This window comes from Mycobacterium sp. 852014-50255_SCH5639931 (assembly GCF_001665605.1).
In the GTDB taxonomy this organism is placed as follows: Bacteria; Actinomycetota; Actinomycetes; order Mycobacteriales; family Mycobacteriaceae; genus Mycobacterium; species Mycobacterium paraffinicum.
Genome location: NZ_LZSV01000019.1, coordinates 16,568 through 36,273 on the forward strand (window position 1 = coordinate 16,568; position 19,706 = coordinate 36,273).

Annotated in this window: 18 protein-coding genes; 13 read left to right on the top strand and 5 right to left on the bottom strand. The window is 69.5% G+C overall.

The features are described from left to right. Window positions 1-5: 5 nt before the first annotated feature. The 4 genes from A5758_RS12035 to A5758_RS12050 are packed head-to-tail and all read left to right on the top strand — an operon-like array spanning window position 6 to window position 4,556. Complete coding sequence (locus A5758_RS12035; RefSeq protein WP_067740283.1) at window positions 6-956, top strand: respiratory chain complex I subunit 1 family protein; 951 nt, start codon at window positions 6-8, stop codon at window positions 954-956. Continuing rightward, the gene (locus A5758_RS12040; protein ID WP_067740113.1) at window positions 953-1,615 is read left to right on the top strand and encodes a hypothetical protein; all 663 of its coding nucleotides are present in this window, start codon (window positions 953-955) and stop codon (window positions 1,613-1,615) included. The genes A5758_RS12035 and A5758_RS12040 overlap by 4 nt, the downstream gene beginning before the upstream one ends. Then, entirely contained in the window at window positions 1,615-3,081 is a 1,467-nt protein-coding gene (locus A5758_RS12045) for a proton-conducting transporter membrane subunit (RefSeq protein ID WP_067740115.1), read from the top strand. The genes A5758_RS12040 and A5758_RS12045 overlap by 1 nt, the downstream gene beginning before the upstream one ends. Continuing rightward, entirely contained in the window at window positions 3,078-4,556 is a 1,479-nt protein-coding gene (locus tag A5758_RS12050) for an NADH-quinone oxidoreductase subunit C (protein WP_067740117.1), read from the top strand. The genes A5758_RS12045 and A5758_RS12050 overlap by 4 nt, the downstream gene beginning before the upstream one ends. An 18-nt stretch (window positions 4,557-4,574) precedes the next feature. On the opposite strand, the gene A5758_RS12055 is transcribed toward A5758_RS12050, so the two are convergent. After that, window positions 4,575-5,486, bottom strand: coding sequence for an A/G-specific adenine glycosylase (locus A5758_RS12055; RefSeq protein WP_067740119.1), 912 nt, complete (start codon window positions 5,484-5,486; stop codon window positions 4,575-4,577). Between A5758_RS12055 and A5758_RS12060 the strand changes: the two genes are divergently transcribed. Both A5758_RS12060 and A5758_RS12065 read left to right on the top strand, forming a co-directional pair. Further along, window positions 5,485-6,102, top strand: coding sequence for a carbonic anhydrase (locus tag A5758_RS12060; RefSeq protein WP_067204223.1), 618 nt, complete (start codon window positions 5,485-5,487; stop codon window positions 6,100-6,102). The genes A5758_RS12055 and A5758_RS12060 overlap by 2 nt on opposite strands. Before the next feature lie 114 nt (window positions 6,103-6,216). Further along, window positions 6,217-7,014, top strand: a complete 798-nt coding sequence (locus A5758_RS12065; protein ID WP_156622602.1) for a hypothetical protein — start codon at window positions 6,217-6,219, stop codon at window positions 7,012-7,014. Here A5758_RS12065 and disA read toward each other — a convergent pair. From disA to A5758_RS12080, 3 genes are read right to left on the bottom strand one after another with little or no spacing between them, the layout of a single operon-like run. Beyond that, complete coding sequence (gene disA, locus A5758_RS12070) at window positions 7,011-8,084, bottom strand: DNA integrity scanning diadenylate cyclase DisA (protein WP_066955447.1); 1,074 nt, start codon at window positions 8,082-8,084, stop codon at window positions 7,011-7,013. The genes A5758_RS12065 and disA overlap by 4 nt on opposite strands. Continuing rightward, on the bottom strand, window positions 8,081-9,511 hold the full coding sequence (radA, locus tag A5758_RS12075; protein ID WP_067740122.1) for a DNA repair protein RadA: 1,431 nt from the start codon (window positions 9,509-9,511) through the stop codon (window positions 8,081-8,083). The genes disA and radA overlap by 4 nt, the downstream gene beginning before the upstream one ends. A gap of 59 nt (window positions 9,512-9,570) precedes the next feature. Beyond that, window positions 9,571-10,119: a hypothetical protein gene (locus A5758_RS12080; protein ID WP_067740124.1), complete on the bottom strand. Its 549-nt coding sequence runs from the start codon at window positions 10,117-10,119 to the stop codon at window positions 9,571-9,573. A 297-nt stretch (window positions 10,120-10,416) separates the two neighbouring features. On the opposite strand from A5758_RS12080, the gene carD reads away from it, so the two are divergent. From carD to A5758_RS12110, 6 genes are read left to right on the top strand one after another with little or no spacing between them, the layout of a single operon-like run. Next, window positions 10,417-10,905 (top strand): RNA polymerase-binding transcription factor CarD, encoded by a 489-nt coding sequence (gene carD, locus A5758_RS12085; protein WP_007166539.1) that lies wholly within the window; start codon window positions 10,417-10,419, stop codon window positions 10,903-10,905. 31 nt (window positions 10,906-10,936) lie between these two features. Next, window positions 10,937-11,608 carry a 2-C-methyl-D-erythritol 4-phosphate cytidylyltransferase gene (gene ispD / locus A5758_RS12090; RefSeq protein WP_067204485.1) on the top strand — a complete coding sequence of 224 codons (672 nt, stop codon included), beginning with the start codon at window positions 10,937-10,939 and terminating at the stop codon, window positions 11,606-11,608. Next, a complete protein-coding gene (ispF, locus tag A5758_RS12095) occupies window positions 11,605-12,084 on the top strand; it encodes a 2-C-methyl-D-erythritol 2,4-cyclodiphosphate synthase (RefSeq protein WP_067740126.1) in 480 nt (159 codons plus the stop codon). Before ispD ends, ispF begins: the two co-directional genes overlap by 4 nt. 50 nt (window positions 12,085-12,134) lie before the next feature. Continuing rightward, window positions 12,135-13,553 (top strand): cysteine--tRNA ligase, encoded by a 1,419-nt coding sequence (gene cysS / locus A5758_RS12100; RefSeq protein WP_067740128.1) that lies wholly within the window; start codon window positions 12,135-12,137, stop codon window positions 13,551-13,553. Then, window positions 13,554-14,483 (top strand): 23S rRNA (guanosine(2251)-2'-O)-methyltransferase RlmB, encoded by a 930-nt coding sequence (rlmB, locus tag A5758_RS12105; protein WP_067204245.1) that lies wholly within the window; start codon window positions 13,554-13,556, stop codon window positions 14,481-14,483. Between the two features lie 20 nt (window positions 14,484-14,503). Next, window positions 14,504-15,463 (top strand): glycerophosphodiester phosphodiesterase, encoded by a 960-nt coding sequence (locus A5758_RS12110; protein WP_067740285.1) that lies wholly within the window; start codon window positions 14,504-14,506, stop codon window positions 15,461-15,463. Window positions 15,464-15,465: 2 nt separating this feature from the next. Here the strand turns inward: A5758_RS12110 and A5758_RS12115 are convergent, their stop codons facing one another. Next, window positions 15,466-16,863, bottom strand: coding sequence for an NAD(P)/FAD-dependent oxidoreductase (locus A5758_RS12115; protein WP_231987295.1), 1,398 nt, complete (start codon window positions 16,861-16,863; stop codon window positions 15,466-15,468). Between the two features lie 179 nt (window positions 16,864-17,042). Here A5758_RS12115 and A5758_RS12120 point away from each other — a divergent pair, with 179 nt between their 5' ends. Next, complete coding sequence (locus A5758_RS12120; protein ID WP_067740288.1) at window positions 17,043-19,661, top strand: LuxR family transcriptional regulator; 2,619 nt, start codon at window positions 17,043-17,045, stop codon at window positions 19,659-19,661. The last annotated feature ends 45 nt before the right edge of the window (window positions 19,662-19,706 follow it).

The window sequence follows — 19,706 nt, forward strand, 5'->3', positions numbered from 1 at the left end:
ATGTCCTGTCCTATGTCGCGGGCGCGGTCCAAATCGGCGGCGTCGTGGCCGGGGCGCCGCTGGTGGTCGGGCTGACCAGGCAGGTGCGCGCGCGCTGGGAAGGCCGCGCCGGCGCCGGAATCTTGCAGCCGTGGCGCGACATCGTCAAACAGCTTGGCAAGCAACAGATCACGCCGCACGGAACCACGGTGGTATTCGCGGCGGCACCCGCGATCGTCGCCGGAACCACACTGCTGATCGCCGCGATCGCACCGCTGGTCGCCACCGGATCGCCACTGGATGCCGGCGCCGACCTGTTCGCCGTGGTCGGTTTGCTGTTCGTGGGCACCGTGGCGCTGACCCTGGCCGGCATCGACACTGGCACCTCGTTCGGGGGCATGGGTGCCAGCCGCGAGATCACCATAGCCGCGCTGGTCGAACCCACCATTCTGCTGGCGGTGTTCGCGCTCTCCATGCCCGCGGGATCGGCGAATCTCGGTGCACTGGTGGCGCATACGATCACCCACCCCGGGCAGGTGGTGTCGCTGGCGGCGGTGCTGGCGTTCGCCGCGCTGGTGATCGTGATCGTCGCCGAGACCGGCCGGCTACCGGTGGACAACCCGGCCACCCATCTCGAGCTGACGATGGTTCACGAGGCGATGGTCCTCGAATACGCCGGTCCGCGGCTGGCCCTGGTCGAGTGGGCGGCCGGGATGCGGCTGACCGTGCTCTTGGCGCTGCTGGCAAACCTGTTCGCGCCGTGGGGCATTGCGGGGGGCCGGCCCGGTGCCGTTGAGATCATCATCGGTGTCTTGGCGGTGGCGGCCAAGGTCGCGTTCCTGGCAGGGCTGCTGGCCACCGTCGAGGTGTTCGTCGCCAAGCTGCGGCTCTTCCGGGTGCCCGAGTTGCTCGCCGGATCGTTCCTGCTGGCGTTGCTTGCGGTCGTCGCCGCCAACTTCTTCGTGGTTCCGACATGACGTACGGCTCGTTTTCGGTACTCGTCGACCTCGCCGCCGGCGGGCTGCTCCTGGCCGCCGTGCTGATCGTGTGGCGCCGCGACCTGGTCGCCATCATCCGTCTGCTGGCATGGCAGGGCGTCGCCCTCGCGGCCATCCCCATCCTGCGGGGGGTGTACGACGGCGACGGGGCGCTCATCGGTGTCGGTGTGGCCGTGCTGATTTTGCGGGTTGCGGTGCTGCCGCGACTGCTGGCCCGCGCGGGTGGCACCGAAGCGCGATCGCACCGGGAAGCCACCCCGCTGGTGAACACCGCCACGTCGCTCCTCATCACCGCCGCGCTGACGTTGGCCGCGTTCGCCACCACCCGGCCCCTGGTGAATCTGCAGCCCGCCGCCACGACCACCGCCGTCCCGGCCGCCACCGCGGTGGTGCTCATCGCACTGCTAGTGATGGTCACGCGGCGGCACGCGGTGTCGCAGGCCGCGGGATTCCTCATGCTGGACAACGGGATCGCGGCCACCGCGTTTCTGCTCACCGCCGGGGTACCGCTGATCGTCGAGCTCGGCGCCTCGCTGGACGTGTTGTTCGCGGTCATCGTGATCGGCGTACTGACGGGCCGGCTATCCCGCGCGTTCGGCGGCGCGGACCTGGACGCGTTGCAGGAGCTGCACGACTGATGACCGATTTACTGCTCGCGGCGATCCTTGCCCCGGTCGGCGCCTCAGTCACCGTGCTGATCGCCGGGTGGCGCCGGACGACAGCGACGCTGATCGTCCTCTCGGCCGTCACGGTGCTCGCATGTGGCGCGGCACTCGCGTTCCGGGTCGGGTCGGGAACGCGGTTCGCGTTGGGCGGCCTGCTGCGGCTCGACGCGCTCACCGTCACGATGCTGATCGTCATCGGAATCGTTGCCACACTGGCCACCTGGGCGAGCATCGGGTACCTCGATGCCGAACTCGCCCACGGCCACACCGACGCGCGCGGTGCCCGGGTGTACGGGGCCCTGACGGCGGGATTCCTGTCCGCGATGGTTGTCGCCGTGTGCGCCAACAACATCGGCGTGATCTGGATCGCGATCGAAGCGACCACGGTGATCACCGCCTTCCTGGTCGGGCACCGCCGCACCCGCGGCGCGCTCGAGGCGACGTGGAAGTACGTCGTGATCTGCTCGGTCGGCATCGCCATCGCCTTCCTGGGCACGGTGCTGCTTTACTACGCCGCCGAGCATGCCGGGGCGCCGGCCGGTGCGGCCCTCAACCTCGATGTGCTGGCGGCCCATGCGGGCGGGCTCGATCCGGGCATCGCTCGACTCGCGGGCGGGTTGCTGCTCGTCGGCTACGGCGCCAAGGCCGGGCTGTTTCCCTTTCACACCTGGTTGGCCGACGCCCACAGCCAGGCTCCGGCACCGGTGTCGGCTCTGATGAGCGGGGTGCTGCTGTCGGTGGCCTTCTCGGTACTGATCCGCCTCAAGCCGATCATCGGCACGGCCACCGGACCCACTTTCATGCGGTCGGGCCTGCTGGTGCTCGGGCTCGCGACGCTGCTAATCGCCGCCCTCATGCTCACGGTGACAACGGACATCAAACGCATGCTCGCCTACTCCTCGATGGAGAACATGGGCCTGATCGCGATCGCCGCCGCGGCCGGAACCACGCTGGCCATCGCCGCGCTGCTGCTGCACGTCCTGGCGCACGGGATCGGCAAGACGGTCCTCTTCCTGGCGAGCGGCCAGCTGCAGGCGGCGCACAACTCGACCGCGATAGCCGACATCAGCGCCGTGCTGCGGCGCTCCCGCCTCATCGGTGTGTCGCTCACCGTCGGCGTGATCGTGCTGCTCGGCATGCCGCCGTTCGCGATGTTCGCCAGTGAGCTCGCCATCGGCCGGTCGCTGGCCGACGCGCGGCTCACCTGGGCGCTCGCCGCTGGCATGGCGCTGGTTGCGGTTGCCTTCGCCGCGCTGGCCCGCAACTCGGGCCGCATCCTGCTGGGCGGCGCCGCTGCCGCTCCCGAAATCGCCGTCCCGCGAACGGTGGCGGCTGCCCTGCTCGTCGGCATTGCCGCATCGATCGCCCTCGGTGTCACCGCCGGCCCCCTCACCGACCTGTTCACCGCCGCGGCCAGCGGCGTCGGGGGACCGCGATGAAGGCGCAATGGCAGCGCCACCGGCTGTCTCAGGGCAGATTGGCCGAAACGACAGAAGACCTGCTGGGCAAGGGGTTTCGGTTGGCTCTGGTGGCCGGCCACGACGACGGCGCCGCTCTACGTGTCGTCTATCTGTTCCTCGCCGGATATCCCGATCGCCGCGTCGAGCTCGAATGCGTTGTGCCGAAGGATGACCCGACGGTCCGATCGCTGGCCTACCTGTCCTTTCCGGCCAGCCGGTTCGAGCGCGAAATCGCGGACCTGTACGGGATCCGGCCCGTGGGGCATCCCAAGGCGCGCCGCCTGGTGCGCCACGCCCACTGGCCCGAGGACTGGCATCCCATGCGCGGTGACACGTCGCCCGCCCCCAAATTCGATGGCGCCGGCCACTTCCCGTTCGTCACCGTCGAGGGTCCCGGCGTGTACGAAATCCCGGTGGGTCCGGTGCATGCGGGGTTGATTGAACCCGGCCATTTCCGTTTCTCCGTCGCCGGCGAAACCGTGCTGCGGCTCAAGGCCCGACTGTGGTTCGTCCACCGCGGCATGGAGAAGCTGTTCGAGGGCCGGCCGGCCGGCGGCGCGGTCGATCTGGCCGAGCGCGTCAGCGGCGACACCTCCGCCGCGCACGCGCTCGCCCACTGCCTCGCCGTCGAAGACGCGCTCGGAATGGAACTTCCCGACGAGGTGCACCGGTTGCGGGCACTGCTGGTCGAACTCGAACGCCTCTACAACCACGCCGCCGATCTGGGCGCGCTGGCCAATGACGTCGGGTTCGGGCTCGCCAACGCCCACGCTCAACGCATCCGCGAACAACTGCTGCGGCTCAACGCGAATGTCACCGGGCACCGCCTGCTGCGCGGTGCCATCAACCCGGGCGGGGTCGCGCTGCGGGGGCTACCCGACGTCGCCGACCTGCGGTCCATTGCAGCCGACGTCGCGGAGGTTGCCGAGCTGACCCTGCGCAACTCCGTCGTGTACGACCGATTCGCCGGGACCGCCGTCCTGCAGCGAGACGACGCTCAGGCTCTCGGTTGCCTGGGCTACGTCGCTCGGGCCAGCGGTATGCGCACCGACGCCCGGCTCGAACACCCCACCACCGCATTGCCCGTCACCGAGACCGACGCCGCCGCCGGTGACGTGCTGGCCCGCTACACCGTGCGGCGCGACGAATTCGCCGCATCCACCGAGCTGGCCTGCCATCTGATCGAATCGCACAGCGGCCCAATAGAATACGCCGAAAACGTGGACGTGGCGCGCATACCCGGCAGCGGCATCGGCATCGTCGAAGGTTGGCGCGGCACCATCGTCCACCGCGTCGAAACCGGCGCCGCCAACCGGATCACCCGCGCGAAGATCGTCGATCCGTCATGGTTCAACTGGCCCGCGCTGCCGGTCGCGATGGCCGACACGATCGTCCCCGACTTCCCGCTGGCCAATAAGAGCTTCAACCAGTCCTACGCCGGCAACGACCTCTGAAGACCTATGACGGCGGGACTACGCTTCGCCCGCCAGTGCGAACCGGCCGTCGGCCGTCTGCGTCACGAGGCCGTCGGCCAGCAACGAATACAGGGCCCGGTCCCGCTGGGCCGTATCGGTCAACCACGCCACGTCCAGCTCCGCCCGGGTGACCGGAGAGCCGTTGCCGCGCAACACGTCCAGCAGGCGTCCGCGGACCTGCCGGTCGGTTCCGGCGTAGGTCTGCACCCGCCGGGCCGGCCCCTGCGCCGGGGGATGACCGGCGTCCCGCCACGCGCACCGGGCGAGCGGGCACAACCCGCACCGCGGCGTTCGCGCGGTGCACACCGTCGCGCCCAGTTCCATCAGGGCGACGGAATACCGCGGCGCCGTGTCGTTGGCGGGCAGCAGAGCGGAGACATCGGCCATGTCCCGCACCACTGACGCAGAACCCCCGTCGGCCAGCCCGCGCACGGCGCGGGCCACCACCCGGCGAACGTTGGTGTCCACCACCGGAACCGGTTGACGGTAAGCGAAACAGGCGATGGCGCGTGCGGTGTAGCTGCCGATGCCGGGCAGGGTCAGCAGGGTGTCGACGTCGTCGGGAACCACGTCGCCGTGCTCACGCGCGATGACGGTCGCGCACTCGTGCAAGCGCTTGGCCCGCCTCGGATAACCCAGCTTGCCCCACGCCCGCAGCACGTCGGCGGCGCTGGCCTCGGCGGTGGCCGACGGGGTGGGCCACCGCCGCACCCAGTCCGACCAGATCGGCAACACCCGCGACACCGGTGTCTGCTGCAGCATGAACTCGCTGACCAGGATCTGCCATGCGCTGACGCCGGGCTCCCGCCAGGGCAGGTCGCGCCGGGATCGTTCGTACCAGTCGAGCAACTCGTCGGCCGCAATAGTTGGCCGTCCGTTTACCGACGGATGCGGCATGATGTCAGCCATGCCTAACACCAGCCCGGTAACCGCGTGGAAAGCACTCAAAGAGGGTAACGAGCGATTCGTCGCGGGGAAGCCCCAGCATCCCAGCCAGAGTGTCGAACACCGGGCCAGCCTGGCCGGTGGGCAGAAGCCCACCGCGGTCGTGTTCGGCTGCGCGGACAGCCGGGTGGCGGCGGAGCTCATCTTCGACCAGGGTCTGGGCGACATGTTCGTGGTGCGCACCGCCGGGCAGGCCATCGACTCGGCGGTGCTGGGCTCCATCGAGTTTGCCGTGACGGTGCTCGACGTGCCGCTGATCGTCGTTCTGGGGCATGACAGCTGTGGTGCCGTCAAGGCCGCCCTGGCCGCCATCAACGACGGTGCGATACCGGGCGGTTTCGTGCGCGACGTGGTGGAGCGGGTCGCGCCATCGATCCTGATGGGCCGCCGTGAGGGCCTGAGCCGCGTCGACGAGTTCGAGGAACGGCATGTTCGTGAAACGGTCGCCCAGCTCGTGTCGCGTTCTTCGGCGATCGCCGAGCGGATTGCCGAGCGCACCCTGGCGGTAGCGGGCGCCACCTATCACCTCGCCGACGGGCGCGCCGCCCTGGTCGATCACGTCGGTGACATTGGCGAATAGCGGCCGAATACCCGGCCTCAGCGGCCGTCACTAACACGGCGGTCAGCCAGCAAACCCCGCGACACGCCGAGGCGGGTCAGGCAACTCGACGTGACCTGGACCTACGCTGCAAACGTGCTGGATCTGGAACCGCGTGGCCCGCTACCCACCGAGATCTATTGGCGGCGCCGTGGCCTGGCCGTGGGCGTCGCGGTCGTCGTAGTAGGGATCGTGGTCGCCGCGGTCATCGCCTTCATGGGGCACAACACGGGCGCCAAGCCCGCCAGTGCCGACAAACCCAATTCCGCTCAGAACAAGCCAGGCGCGCCCGTGCCGCAGGCGCCCCCGCCGGCAGCGCCCGGGGAACAGCCGAACCCGGGGGTGCCGCCGCAACAGGGCCAGAACCCGGAGATGCCCACCCCGACCGCTGCAGTGCAGCCGCCGCCGGTGCTGAAAGAGGGCGACGACTGCCCCGATTCGACGCTGGCCGTCAAGGGCCTGACCAATGCGCCCCAGTACTTCATCGGCGATCAGCCGAAGTTCACCATGGTCGTCACCAACATCGGCCTGGTGTCCTGCAAGCGGGACGTCGGCGCCGCGGTGCTGGCGGCTTACGTGTACTCGCTGGACAACAAGCGCCTGTGGTCGAACCTGGACTGCGCGCCCTCCAACGAGACCTTGATCAAGGCATTCACTCCGGGCGAGCAGGTGACGACCGCGGTGACGTGGACGGGGATGGGGTCGGCGCCGCACTGCCCGCTGCCCCGGCCGGCCATCGGACCGGGCACCTACAACCTGGTCGTGCAGCTGGGCAACCTGCGCTCGCAGCCGGTTCCGTTCATCATGAACCAGCCGCCACCGCCGCCGGGCCCGGGGCCGGGTCAGCCGGCCGTCGCGCCGCCGCCGGAGGCACCACCGGTCCCAGCCGGCTAACTCAGCGGATCGGAGATTGTCGACTCCGCGAGCTGCGATAGTCCCTCACGCACGTGGCGGGCCCACATCGCGCCGATGCCCTCGACCGACTGCAGGTCGCCGGCGCTGGCCGCCAGCAAGCCCTGCAGCGTCCCGAACGACCGGACCAGTAGGTCGGAGTGGGCGAACTGCAGCCGCGGGATGCTGGCCAGCGCGCGGTAGCCGCGCGGGCTCACGGCCGAGTCCTGCGCCTCGGCCGTGGTCGGGTAGCCGAAAACCTTTGCCAGCGCGGTGAGTTCGAGCAGCTCGGTGTCTGAGAGGGCGTCCAGCTCGTCGAGTGTCGCGGTCATCTGCGCCTTGGACAGCGGCTCCGGGCTGGCGTGGTAGTCGCGCACGGTCAGTTCCCGCGCGATGTCGTTGCCGCCCAGCAGCTCGTCGAGCTGCAGCCGCAGCTGGCGACCGTCGGTGCCCAGCTCGACGACGTCGTAGTCGATCACCAGACCGATCCGCCGGACCAGCTCGAGCCGCTGCACCACCGTCATCACGTCGCGCAGCGTGACGAAGTCCTCGATCTCCGCGAGCGACAGCTGCCTGCTGACCTCGTCGAGCCGGGTCTTGTACCGCTCCAGGGTCGCGATCGCCTGGTTGGCCCGCGACAGGATGGTCGCTGAATCGGCCACCACGTGGCGCTCCCCGCCGACGTAGACGGTCACGATGTTCATCGAGTGGCTCACCGAGATCACCGGGTAGCCGGTCTGAATCGCCGCCCGTTCCGCCGAGCGGTGCCGCGTTCCGGATTCGTCGGTGGGTATCGACGGGTCCGGCACCAGCTGCACGTTGGCCCGCACGATGCGGCTGCCGTCGGTGGACAGCACGACGGCACCGTCCATCTTTGCCAGCTCGCGCAGCCGGGTCGGCGCGTAACGGACATCGAGGGCGAAGCCGCCGTCACAGATGGCCTCGACGTTTTCGTCGTTACCGATGACGATCAGCGCACCGGTGCGGCCACGCAGGATGCGCTCCAGGCCGTCTCGCAGCCCGGTGCCCGGCGCCAGGCGGGCGACGGTCTCACGCAGTGTCGGACGTGTCACAGCGTGTCATTGTGCGGCCCCGCCACGTTACGCGTCCAGCCGTTGCGCGGCTCGGCGATGGCTTTCATGTGTTGCAGCGCCGCGACGATGGTCGGTGCCCGCAGCGCCTGCATCCCGTCGGGCACGATCTCGCGGCGCGGGTCGTCCCCGTCCGGGATGAGCGCGATGCTGAATCCCTGGCGCCCGGCCTCGGCCAGCCGCCGCTCCATGCCGCTGACCCGTCGCAGGTCACCCGCCAGCCCCACCTCGCCGATCATCACCGCCGTCGTCGGGAGCGGTCGATCCGAGTATGCCGAGGCCAGCGCGATCGCGACGGCAAGATCCGAGGAGGGATCCGTGAGCCGCATGCCGCCCACAGTGGACAGGTAGATGTCGTGGACGCTGACGGGCAGCCTGCCGTGCTTTTCCAGCACGGCGCTGATCATCGCGGCTCGGGAGGGGTCGATACCGCTGACGGCGCGGCGCGGCGAGCCGCCCCCGGGGGTCGCTAGCAGCGCCTGCACCTCCCCGATCAGCGGTCGCTTCCCGTCCAGCGTCACGGTGATGGCGGTCCCGGCGACCGGTGCCGGCCGTTGATCCAGGAAGAGGTTCGACGGGTCGGATACGTCCTCGATTCCGCTGTCGTGCAGCGTGAAACAGCCGACCTCGTCGGCCGCCCCGAACCGGTTCTTGATCCCGCGGACCATCCGCAGCGACCCGTTGCGGTCGCCCTCGAAATGCAGCACCACATCGACCAGGTGTTCCAGCGAGCGCGGCCCGGCGATGGCGCCGTCCTTAGTGACGTGGCCGACCAGGATCAGCGCGACGCCGGTGGCCTTCGCGGCCGCGGTCAGCGCGGCGGTGACCGCGCGGACCTGCGTGACCCCGCCCGCGACGCCGTCGGCCTCGGTCGTGGACATGGTTTGCACCGAGTCCACGATCACCAGGGCGGGCCGCACGGTCGCGATGTGGTCCAGCACCGTGTGCACGTCGGATTCGGCGGCCAGGTAGACCTCGTCGGCGCCGCAGCCGATCCGGTCGGCACGCAGCCGGATCTGGCCGGCGGACTCCTCACCGGAGATGTACAGCGCGCGCCGGCCCGAAAGCGCCCAGCGATGGGCGACTTTGAGCAGCAGCGTCGACTTTCCCACGCCAGGATCGCCGGCCAGCAGCGTGACCGAACCGGGCACCACGCCGCCCCCGAGCACCCGGTCGAGTTCCCCGACGCCGGTCGAGCGGTGCTGGCTGGCGTTGGGTTCGACGGAGGTGATCGGCACGGCCCGGGAAGCGGAAGCCGAGGCCGAACCCGCTCGGCGGCCGCCGACCGCAGTCAGTACCGGCGCCTCGTCGACGGTGCCCCAGGTGCCGCACTCCAAGCACCGGCCCACCCACTTGGCGGTGACGTGCTGGCATTCGGAGCAGCGGTATTGCGAGCGCGGATTTGCCACGCCATGACGGTATCGAGCCGGTACGACAAATCCCGGCTATGACAGGCGGTTACGCGCGCCTAGCTTTGCTGGGGCGGGTTCAACCCGGCCGAAACCGGCACCAGCACGGTGGCCTGCCCGGCCTTCTCGAAATTGAAGGTGAAGTTGTACAGGAGGCCGTTGCTGACCGGCTTGGCTAGGGTGACCGTCGCCTTGGCGGCGTTGGTGTTGGCGCCCAAGGGCCCGGGCGCCACCCTCTGTCCCTCCGGCGTCCCGATCATCAGCCTTCCGCCGGCGGGCAGGCGGCCGTCTCCGCTCAAGGCCACCGAACCGACGTCGCTGGTGATGCTCACCAACCTGTCCGGCACGTCCGGCGACTGGTTGATGGCCACCAGCACCAGATCGACCGTCCGGCCCGGCTGCACGGCTGCACCGGTCTGCGCGGCCTGCATGCGGATGTCGCGCAGCGCCACGTTGTTGAAGGTGACTTTGTTGCCGTTGATGGCGGGCTCCTGGACGGCCATCTGCGAGACCTGGCCGGCCCCGCAGCCACTCAGCAGGACCGCGAGCACCGCGACGAGGCCGACGAGCGCGGCCCGGAACGAGAGGCTGATCTCGAATCGGTTCACTCAATGCCTCCTGCTGGGCCGGTTCGACTGATGCAACTATGCACAGTAGTAGGAACGTTTCGCGCGCGGTAGCGCGGGGCGTCAGACCAGCCCGGCAGCCCATCCAGCGGGGTCTTTTCCGGCGCTCAGGGGCCGCCCTCGGGGCCGAACGGACGCATTGGTAATGTGCGTCACTGCACGTTCTCCTCCCCCTGTCAACCCCTAATCTGCGCGTGTTGTGCCCCTGACCTGCATCGTTGCTCCACGCGCGATTGGGCGGCCGTGTTAGACTGAAGTAACGAAAGGGGCTCGAATCAGATGATCTTCAAGGTCGGCGACACCGTTGTTTACCCGCATCACGGTGCTGCGTTAGTCGAGGCGATTGAAACCCGCACCATCAAAGGGGAACAAAAGGAATATCTCGTCTTGAAGGTGGCGCAGGGAGACCTCACAGTTCGAGTACCCGCCGACAACGCTGAGTACGTCGGTGTTCGCGACGTCGTCGGGCAAGAAGGCCTCGACAAGGTGTTCCAGGTGCTGCGGGCTCCGCACACCGAAGAGCCGACCAACTGGTCGCGCCGCTACAAGGCCAATCTGGAAAAGCTGGCCTCCGGCGATGTCAACAAGGTGGCCGAGGTAGTTCGCGACCTGTGGCGTCGGGACCAGGAACGTGGCCTGTCCGCCGGCGAGAAGCGCATGCTGGCCAAGGCCCGCCAGATCCTGGTCGGCGAGTTGGCACTGGCCGAGAGCACCGACGACGCCAAGGCGGAAACCATCCTCGACGAGGTTCTGGCCGCCGCTTCCTGAAGGCCCTGATTTTTCGGTGGTCACGGGGACGATCTCCTCGGGCACGGTTGTCGCAGTGGTCCCGGCCGCAGGGTCGGGCGAGCGACTGGGCGCCGGTGTCCCCAAGGCATTCTGCGAGGTCGACGGGCGCACCCTGTTGGACCGCGCCGTCGAGGGTTTGCTGGAATCCGGAGTCGTCGACCACGTGGTCGTGGCTGTCCCGGCGGCCCGCGTCGACGAGGCCAAGCAGGCCCTGGGGGAGCGAGCGACCGTCGTCCCCGGCGGTGCCGATCGCACCACATCGGTGAGCCTGGCGCTGGCGGCCCTCGCCGGTGAACCCGATTTCGTCCTGGTCCATGACGCCGCACGCGCCCTGACGCCGCCCGAACTGATCGTGCGCGTGGTGGACGCGTTGCGGGCCGGGCACAACGCCGTCGTGCCCGCGCTGCCCCTGCATGACACCATCAAGGCCGTGGACGCCAACGGCGTGGTCCTGGGTACGCCCGAGCGGGCCGGACTGCGCGCCGTGCAGACGCCGCAGGGCTTCGCCCGTGACTTGCTGCTGCGGGCGTACCAGCGCGCGGGAACCGCCGATTTCACCGACGACGCCTCGCTCGTCGAGCACGTCGGCGGCCAGGTCCAGGTGGTCGACGGCGACGTCCTGGCGTTCAAGATCACCACCCAGCTCGATCTGTTGCTGGCCGAAGCGGTCGTGCGCCGGTGAGCGAGCTGCCTCGGGTCGGCCTCGGGCTCGACGTGCACCCGATCGAACCCGGGCGGCCCTGCTGGCTGCTGGGTCTGCTGTTTCCCGGCGCCGACGGCTGCGCCGGCCACTCCGACGGTGACGTGGGGGCGCACGCGCTGTGCGACGCGCTGTTGTCGGCCGCGGGGCTGGGCGACATCGGGGCCGTCTTCGGGGTCGACGACCCGCGCTGGAAAGGGGTCAGCGGCGCCGACATGCTCCGCCACGTCGCCGATCTGGTGGCTCGGGACGGTTTTCGGGTCGGAAACGCCGCGGTGCAGCTGATCGGCAACGAGCCGAAGGTCGGTCCGCGCCGGGCCGAGGCGCAGCGCGTGCTATCGGAGCTGCTGGGGGCTCCGGTCTCGGTGGCGGCGACGACGACCGACGGGCTCGGCCTGACCGGCCGCGGCGAGGGCCGCGCCGCCATCGCCACCGCGTTGGTAATCGCCGCCGGTTAAGGCGCGCGCAGCGCCGGGCAACTCGGAACCACCCGGTAAGCTGGCACGTCGTGACCGATCGCGCCCGCTTGCGGCTACACGACACGGCGGCCGGTGCCGTCCGTGATTTCGTTCCGCTGCGCGAGGGCCACGTCTCCATCTACCTGTGTGGCGCCACCGTTCAGGGCCTGCCGCACATCGGCCATGTCCGCAGCGGCGTGGCCTTCGACATCCTGCGCCGCTGGCTGATGGCGCGCGGCTGCGACGTCACCTTCATTCGCAACGTCACCGACATCGACGACAAGATCCTCAACAAAGCCGCCGCGGCCGACCGGCCGTGGTGGGAGTGGGCGGCCACCTACGAGCGCGCGTTCAGCGCCGCCTACGACGCCCTGGACGTCCTGCCGCCGTCGGCCGAGCCACGCGCCACCGGGCACATCACCCAGATGGTCGAGTTGATGGACCGCCTGATCGAAACCGGCCACGCGTACCCGGCGGGCGGCGACGTCTATTTCGACGTGCTCAGCTACCCGGAGTACGGCCAGCTTTCCGGTCACAAGATCGACGACGTCCATCAGGGCGAAGGCGTGGCCACCTGCAAGCGCGATCAACGCGACTTCACGCTGTGGAAGGCCGCCAAGCCCGGCGAGCCGTCGTGGCCCACACCCTGGGGGCGCGGCCGCCCGGGCTGGCACCTGGAATGCTCCGCGATGGCCCGCACCTACCTGGGGCCGGAATTCGACATTCATTGCGGCGGGATGGACTTGGTCTTCCCGCACCACGAGAACGAGATCGCGCAGAGCCGCGCCGCCGGTGACGGATTCGCCCGCTACTGGCTGCACAACGGCTGGGTCACCATGGGCGGCGAGAAGATGAGCAAGTCGCTGGGCAACGTGTTGGCCATACCGGCGTTGTTGCAGCGGGTGCGCCCGGCGGAGCTGCGCTACTACCTGGGCAGCGCGCACTACCGTTCGATGCTGGAATTCTCCGACACCGCACTGCAGGACGCGGTGAAAGCCTATGTGGGCGTTGAGGAGTTCCTGCACCGCGTCCGCGTTCGCGTCGGAGCCGTCGAGCCCGGCGAATGGACCCCGCGGTTCGCCGAGGCGCTCGACGACGACCTGGCGGTTCCGGCCGCGCTGGCCGAGGTGCACCACGCCCGGGCCGAGGGCAACCGCGCCCTCGACACCGGCGACCACGACGGCGCGTTGCAGCATGCCCGCGCGATCCGCACCATGATGGGTATCTTGGGCTGCGACCCGCTCGACGAACGCTGGGAAACCCGCGACGAGACGACGGCCGCGCTGGCCGCGGTCGAGGTGTTGGTGCGTGCCGAACTGCAGAACCGGGAAAAGGCTCGCGAGCAACGCAATTGGGCGCTCGCCGACGAGATTCGGGACGGGCTGAAGATCGCCGGCATCGAGGTCACCGACACCGCGGACGGGCCGCAGTGGGAGCTGTTGGCCCGCGAAGAAAAGCACGGCAACTAGATGGCCGGCAATTCGCGGCGCCGCGGAGCAATACGCAAAGCGGGCAGCAAGAAGGGACCCACCGTGGGTTCGGGCGGCCAGCGTCGCCGTGCGCTCGAGGGCCGCGGTCCCACACCGCCGGCGCACCTGCGTCCGAACCATCCCGCCGCCAAACGCGCCCAGTCGCCGCGGCGGCCGGCCAAGCGCGCCACCGACGAGACGGAGACGGTGCTCGGCCGCAACCCGGTGCTGGAGTGCCTGCGGGCCGGGGTGCCGGCGACCGCGCTATACGTGGCCCTGGGCACCGAGGCCGACGAGCGGGTCACCGAAAGCGTCACCCGCGCAGCGGATGCGGGCATATCGATCCTCGAGATACCGCGTGCCGACCTGGACCGGATGACGAGCAACCACCTGCATCAGGGCATCGCACTGCAGGTGCCGCCGTACGACTACGCCCACCCCGACGACCTGTTGACCACCGCGATCAACTCACCGCCCGCCCTGCTGGTCGCGCTGGACAACATCTCCGATCCGCGCAACCTCGGTGCGATCGTGCGTTCGGTCGCGGCGTTCGGCGGCCACGGTGTGCTGATCCCGCAGCGACGCTCGGCGTCGGTGACGGCGGTGGCCTGGCGCACCAGCGCCGGGGCCGCGGCGCGGATCCCGGTGGCACGGGCCACCAATCTCACCAGGACGCTTAAGGATTGGGCCGACCGCGGCATCCGGGTGATCGGCCTGGACGCCGACGGTGACACCGTCGTCGACGACATCGACGGCGCCGACCCGCTGGTGGTGGTCGTCGGATCCGAAGGCAAAGGGCTGTCACGACTTGTGCGGCAGAACTGCGACGAGGTGGTGTCCATTCCGATGGCCGGGCACGCCGAATCGCTGAACGCCTCGGTGGCCGCCGGGGTGGTGCTCGCCGAAATCGCGCGCCAGCGCAGGGCTTAGCTCCGGTGCGCCGGTGGCCCGTGCGCCTCGGAGCCGCGCTGGCCCTACTCGTTGTGCTGGCGCCCGCGGCCGGCGCCCAAGCCCCCGAATTCGACCTGCAGGCTCATCGCGGCGGGCGCGGGGAGACCACAGAAGAGTCGTTGCGCGCCTTCGCGAAATCACTCGAATTGGGCGTCAGCACACTCGAACTCGACATCAACATCACCAGGGACGGGCAACCGCTGGTGTGGCACGATCCGACGATCGACGCCGAGAAATGCGCCGACACCGGGCCGGCCTTCCCCGGCGATCCGCAGTATCCCTACGTCGGCAAGTTGGTGCACGAACTCACCCTGAACCAGATTCGCACGCTGGACTGCGGGCGGCGGCTGGCCGAATTTCCCAACGCTGAAGTGGTGCGGGGCAACAAGATAGCCGTCCTGGCGGAGGTGTTCGCGCTGGCCGATTCCTACCATGCGGCCGTGCGCTACAACGTCGAGACGAAGGTGGCAGCCGACAAACCCGGCACCTCGGCCGATCCCCAACAGTTCGTCGACGTGATACTCGCCGCGGTCAGGTCGGCCGCCAAGATCGACCGGGTGGAGATCCAGAGCTTCGACTGGCGGACCCTGCCGTTGGTGCACCGGGAAGAGCCGTCTATTCCGTTGGTAGCGTTGTACAACGAGGAGACCTGGGTGCCGGATTCGCCATGGCTGGCCGGGGAGAACGTCGTCGCCATCGGCGACCCGATGATCGGGGCGAAGCTGGTGGGCGCGGAGATCATCTCGCCCAGGTACCAGCTGGTCGCGGGCAGACCGTACGTCGATCGCGCGCATGCGTTGGGGCTGAAGGTGATCCCGTGGACGGTCGACGATACGGCCGCGATGCGCGAACAGATCACCGACGGCGTAGACGGCATCATCACCGACTTCCCGACCCGGTTGCGCGGCGTGCTGGCCGAACTCGGGATGCCGCTGCCGCCGGCCTACCACCGGGCTTAGCGTCAGCGCGGCGCTTTCACCAGAACGTCGGCGGGCGCGATATCGGCATCGATGCCGGGTCGGCGCCCGCGGGCGGCGCGCCAGATCATATTCGGGCGCAACAGTCGCGTCGCGGGGTCGACGAGGGAGGTCACTCTGATGAACTGATTCAGCGCGGCGGTGTCGCTTTCGGCCGCGGCGAGCACCCGATCAACGTATTTGTTGAACAGCCGCGCGACGAGCGGTGCGGTGCCGTGGATTTCGGGAAGGGCAAGGTCGGGGTTGGTCGATAGCTGCCAAGCCTGGCGGATCGGCGCTGCCGCGGCGCGGAAGAAGCGCCGCGCCAAATCGTCGGTACCGGCAGACAAGCAGTCGCGCAGCGCCAACGCCTCGAGCGCGGCGACCGTCATGCCCTGGCCGTAGATCGGGTTGAAGCTGCAGATCGCGTCGCCGATGACCAGCAGGCCCTCGGGGAAGCGCCGCAGCTTGTCGTAGCGGCGCCATCGACTGCACGGCGTCCGGTGCCGCACCGGTTCGCCGATGGGTTCGGCGGCTCGCACCGCGGCGAGCAGGTGGGCCGGCGCGCAGTCCGCCACGAAATCGCACATCTCCGCGAGATCGAGCGACGCCGGTTCCTGGCCGGCCACCCCCATCACCGTGAGCAGCCAGGTGTCGTCCTCGCAGTGCAACAGGCCGCAACCTCTCGGCCTGCCGGGCACGATACCGATGAGGAAGCCGAGCTCCCGTGGCGCTTCGGCCGTCATGCGCAGCGCCTGGCTGGCGTAGGTCAGCTGCACGTCGACGCGATCCTCATGCGGGCGGTCGTACCCCAAGTTGTCCAGCCAGGTCGGGGTACGGGCGGCCCGCCCGGTGGCATCGACGACCAACTCGGCGGGCAGCGTGGTGGGTTCGCCGGTACGGCCGCAGACCACCCGTACTCCCGTGACGCGGTGGTGGTCGAGGGTCGACACCGGGCCCAGGATGAAGTGCTCGTCGAGCAGGGTGACGTTGGGAATCTCGCGCAGCCGCGTGCGGACGTGGTCTTCGAGGAAGGGCCGTGTCGCGCTGTAGGCGGTCAGCCCGGTCGCGCTGCCGCGGCGCGCCATCAGGTGTCCGCCCACGTTGTAGTAGAGCTCGGAGAGATCCCCGCCGTCGAAGTGGTGCGCGCCGTCGTGGACCATCTCGTCGAGGACGCCGGGGAACATCCCCTCGATCACCTGTGCTCCACGGGCCAACAGGGCGTGCAAGTGCCTGCCCTGCGGCACGCCCCTGCGAGGGGCGTGGGCGTCGGGGAGTGGGTCACGCTCCACGACCGTCACCGTGTCGAAGAAGTCGGCTAGCGATCGCGCGGCCAGCAAACCGGCCATGCTCGCTCCCAACACCACCGCGTGACTGCCGATCTTGGCCTTCATGTCGAACATGGCACTCCGCCTTTCTGACCGTTGGCTGACAAAAGTCATGCTCACAGCGCTCGGTGGGCGCCGATAGCGTAGTCGGATACGCGAGTCGGGCACCGGCTGTGGACACCGGCCGGTCAAAGCGCACCCGAAACGGTGGCAATCCGGCCCCCGCGGTGCCGCCACGCGGCTATAGTCGCCGCGTGATCGGCGGCGACCTGCTGATTGGGCGCGACAGCGAGTTGGCAACCATTCGCCGCGCCCTGAGCGGCGCTGACCAGCACTCCGGGGTGTTGATCGCAGGCGGCGCCGGGGTGGGCAAGACCCGGTTGGCCCGCGAAGCGCTGCGGCGCGCCGGGGCGTCGGGCGAGCGCACCCAATGGATTGTCGGCACCCAGTCGGCCCATGCGCTGCCCCTCGGGGCGTTCATCGGCCTACTGGGCGACGGGATGTCGGATCCGCTGTCCAACGTGCGGCGCGTGATCGAATCGTTTGTGGCGCGACAACGCCGGGGCCGGGTGGTGGTGGGCGTTGACGACGCGCACCTGCTGGATGGGTTGTCCGCGCTCGTGATTCACCAGCTGGCACAGTCCGGCGGGGCCCGGCTGGTGGTCACGGTGCGCTCCGGCAGCGAAGAGCCCGATGCGGTGACGGCGCTGTGGAAGGACGGCCTGCTGACTCGCCTGGATTTGGAGCCGCTTTCGGCTGCGGCGACGCGCGAGGTGATCGAGCGCACGCTGGGCGGTCCGGTGGATGCGCGCTGCGCGGCCCGGTTCCGGCGGCTCACCGGGGGGAACACGCTGTTTCTTCGGCAGCTGCTGAGCGATCAGATGGCGGCCGGACGGGTTCGCCAAGTGGCCGGGGTGTGGATGTGGGACGGAGACGTCGCGGTCTCTGCGAGCTTGTCCGACACGGTGGGACGCCAACTTGGTCGCCTGACGCCGCCGTTGGCGCTGGTGGTCGACACGCTCTCCCAATGCGAGCCGCTACCCGTCGACTTGTTGTGCGACTTGGTATGTCGCGAGGACCTGGTGGCGGCCGAAGCGATGGGCCTGGTGAACGTCGAACGCACAGCCAGGGGGTTGATGGCCAGACTCGCACACCCGCTGTTCGGTGAGCTTCGCCGCGCGGGCGCCGGCGAGATGTATTTGTCGAACGTGCGGGGCCGGTTGGCGACGCGGCTGGGGCGGGACGGTGACGCCGATGTGCAAGCCACGGTGCGTCGGGCGTTGCTGAGCCTGGAGTCGGATCTGGCCCCGCAACCCGAGCTGTATCTGGATTCGGCGCGGCATGCGATGACACTGTTGGATCTGGATCTGGCCGACCGGCTGGCCAACGCCGCGGCGCAGGCCGGGGCACCGGGGGCGGCGGGGGTGCGGGCGATGAACCTGATGCTGCTCGGCCGCGGGGAGCAGGCCGAGTTGGCGCTGCGCGCGATCACCGACGGCGATCCGCCCGATGGCCATTACTGGGCGACCCTGCGCGCGGCAAACCTGGTGTGGATGCTCGGCAGGCCGGCGGACGCCTCGGAGATCCTCGACGGCCTGGCCGTGACCCGCGAGACGCCGGCGCAGGTCGCCGAGCGTTTGGCGGTGCAGGCGTGCCTGGATGCGGTGGCCGCGCGCTGCGAGATCGCCTCCGAAAGAGCCAGGGCCGCACTGGATTCAGACACGCTGCCAGACTTCCACGCGATGATGGCGTCGCTGGCGTTGATCATGGCCATGGGGGCGTTGGGGGAGGTCGACTGCCTGGCAAGCGTGGCCGAGCAGGCGCTACGCCGGGCGACGACGTCGTTTGAGGCGTCGCACATGCGGTTCTGGTTCGGCGCGGTGTACGGCCGGGCCTGCCGGTTGACAGGGCGCATCGAGGAATTCGTCATCCTGGCAAAGGAAGTGGCCGACTCGGCCCGCGACATCCCGGGTCTGGCCTACGCGAACCTGGCCCTCCTGCTTGGAAACGCCGACTTGGCGCGTGGCGCCGTCGCCGACGCGGTCCGGCTGGTGCACGAAGCGCTTGCCGGGGCGCAAATACACGCCATAACAACCGGTTTAAGACCGGCGAGCTATTTCGCGTTGGCCGAGGCGCACGGCAAGCTCGGGCACGCGGCGGAAGCGAACAACGCGGTCGCCGGGGCGCGGGCCTGCGTGCCCGCCGACTTTTTGTTCATGCACACCGGCCTGTCGCTGGCCGGTGGGTGGGCGCTGGCGGCAAGCGGTCGCCTGGGCGAGGCCGTGGCGACCGCACAGGCGGCCGCGCAACTCGCGCGCGACCGCGGCCAGCCGACCCACGAACTGGCCTGCCTACAAGCCGCGACGCAATGGGGGGATGCCTCGGGCGCGGCGCGGGCCCGGGCGCTGGCCGACGTGCTGTCGCTGCCGCTGGCCGAGGCCATCGCCTCGCACGCCGAGGCCCTGCGGGCCGGGAACGGCGAAGGGCTCCTGGCGGTTTCGGCCGCCTACCGCGCAATCGGCGATCGGGCCGCGTCCGCCGACGCGGCGGCGCAGGCCTCTGTTGCGTTCATCGAAGGGCAGCAGCACAAGCGCGGGCTCTATGCGTCGGCGCTGGCCCGTGAACTGGCCGAGGAATGTGGCGGTTTGTGCACGCCCGCGTTGCGGACTCCGGCGGGTCTCAAACTCTCGGGTCGCCAGCGCGATGTCATCGAACTCGTCGTGGCCGGTCTGTCCAACCGCCAGATCGCCGAGAAATTGGTGATGTCCGTGCGCACCGTGGAGGGTCATGTCTACCGGGCCTGCCAGCGGGTGGGCGCCCAGTCCCGCGAGGAACTGGCATCAATAATCCGATCGGGACCGGTGTCTGACTGACGCACGGGATATTCGAGTAGTCGAGTACTCGTGAGCACAACGGAA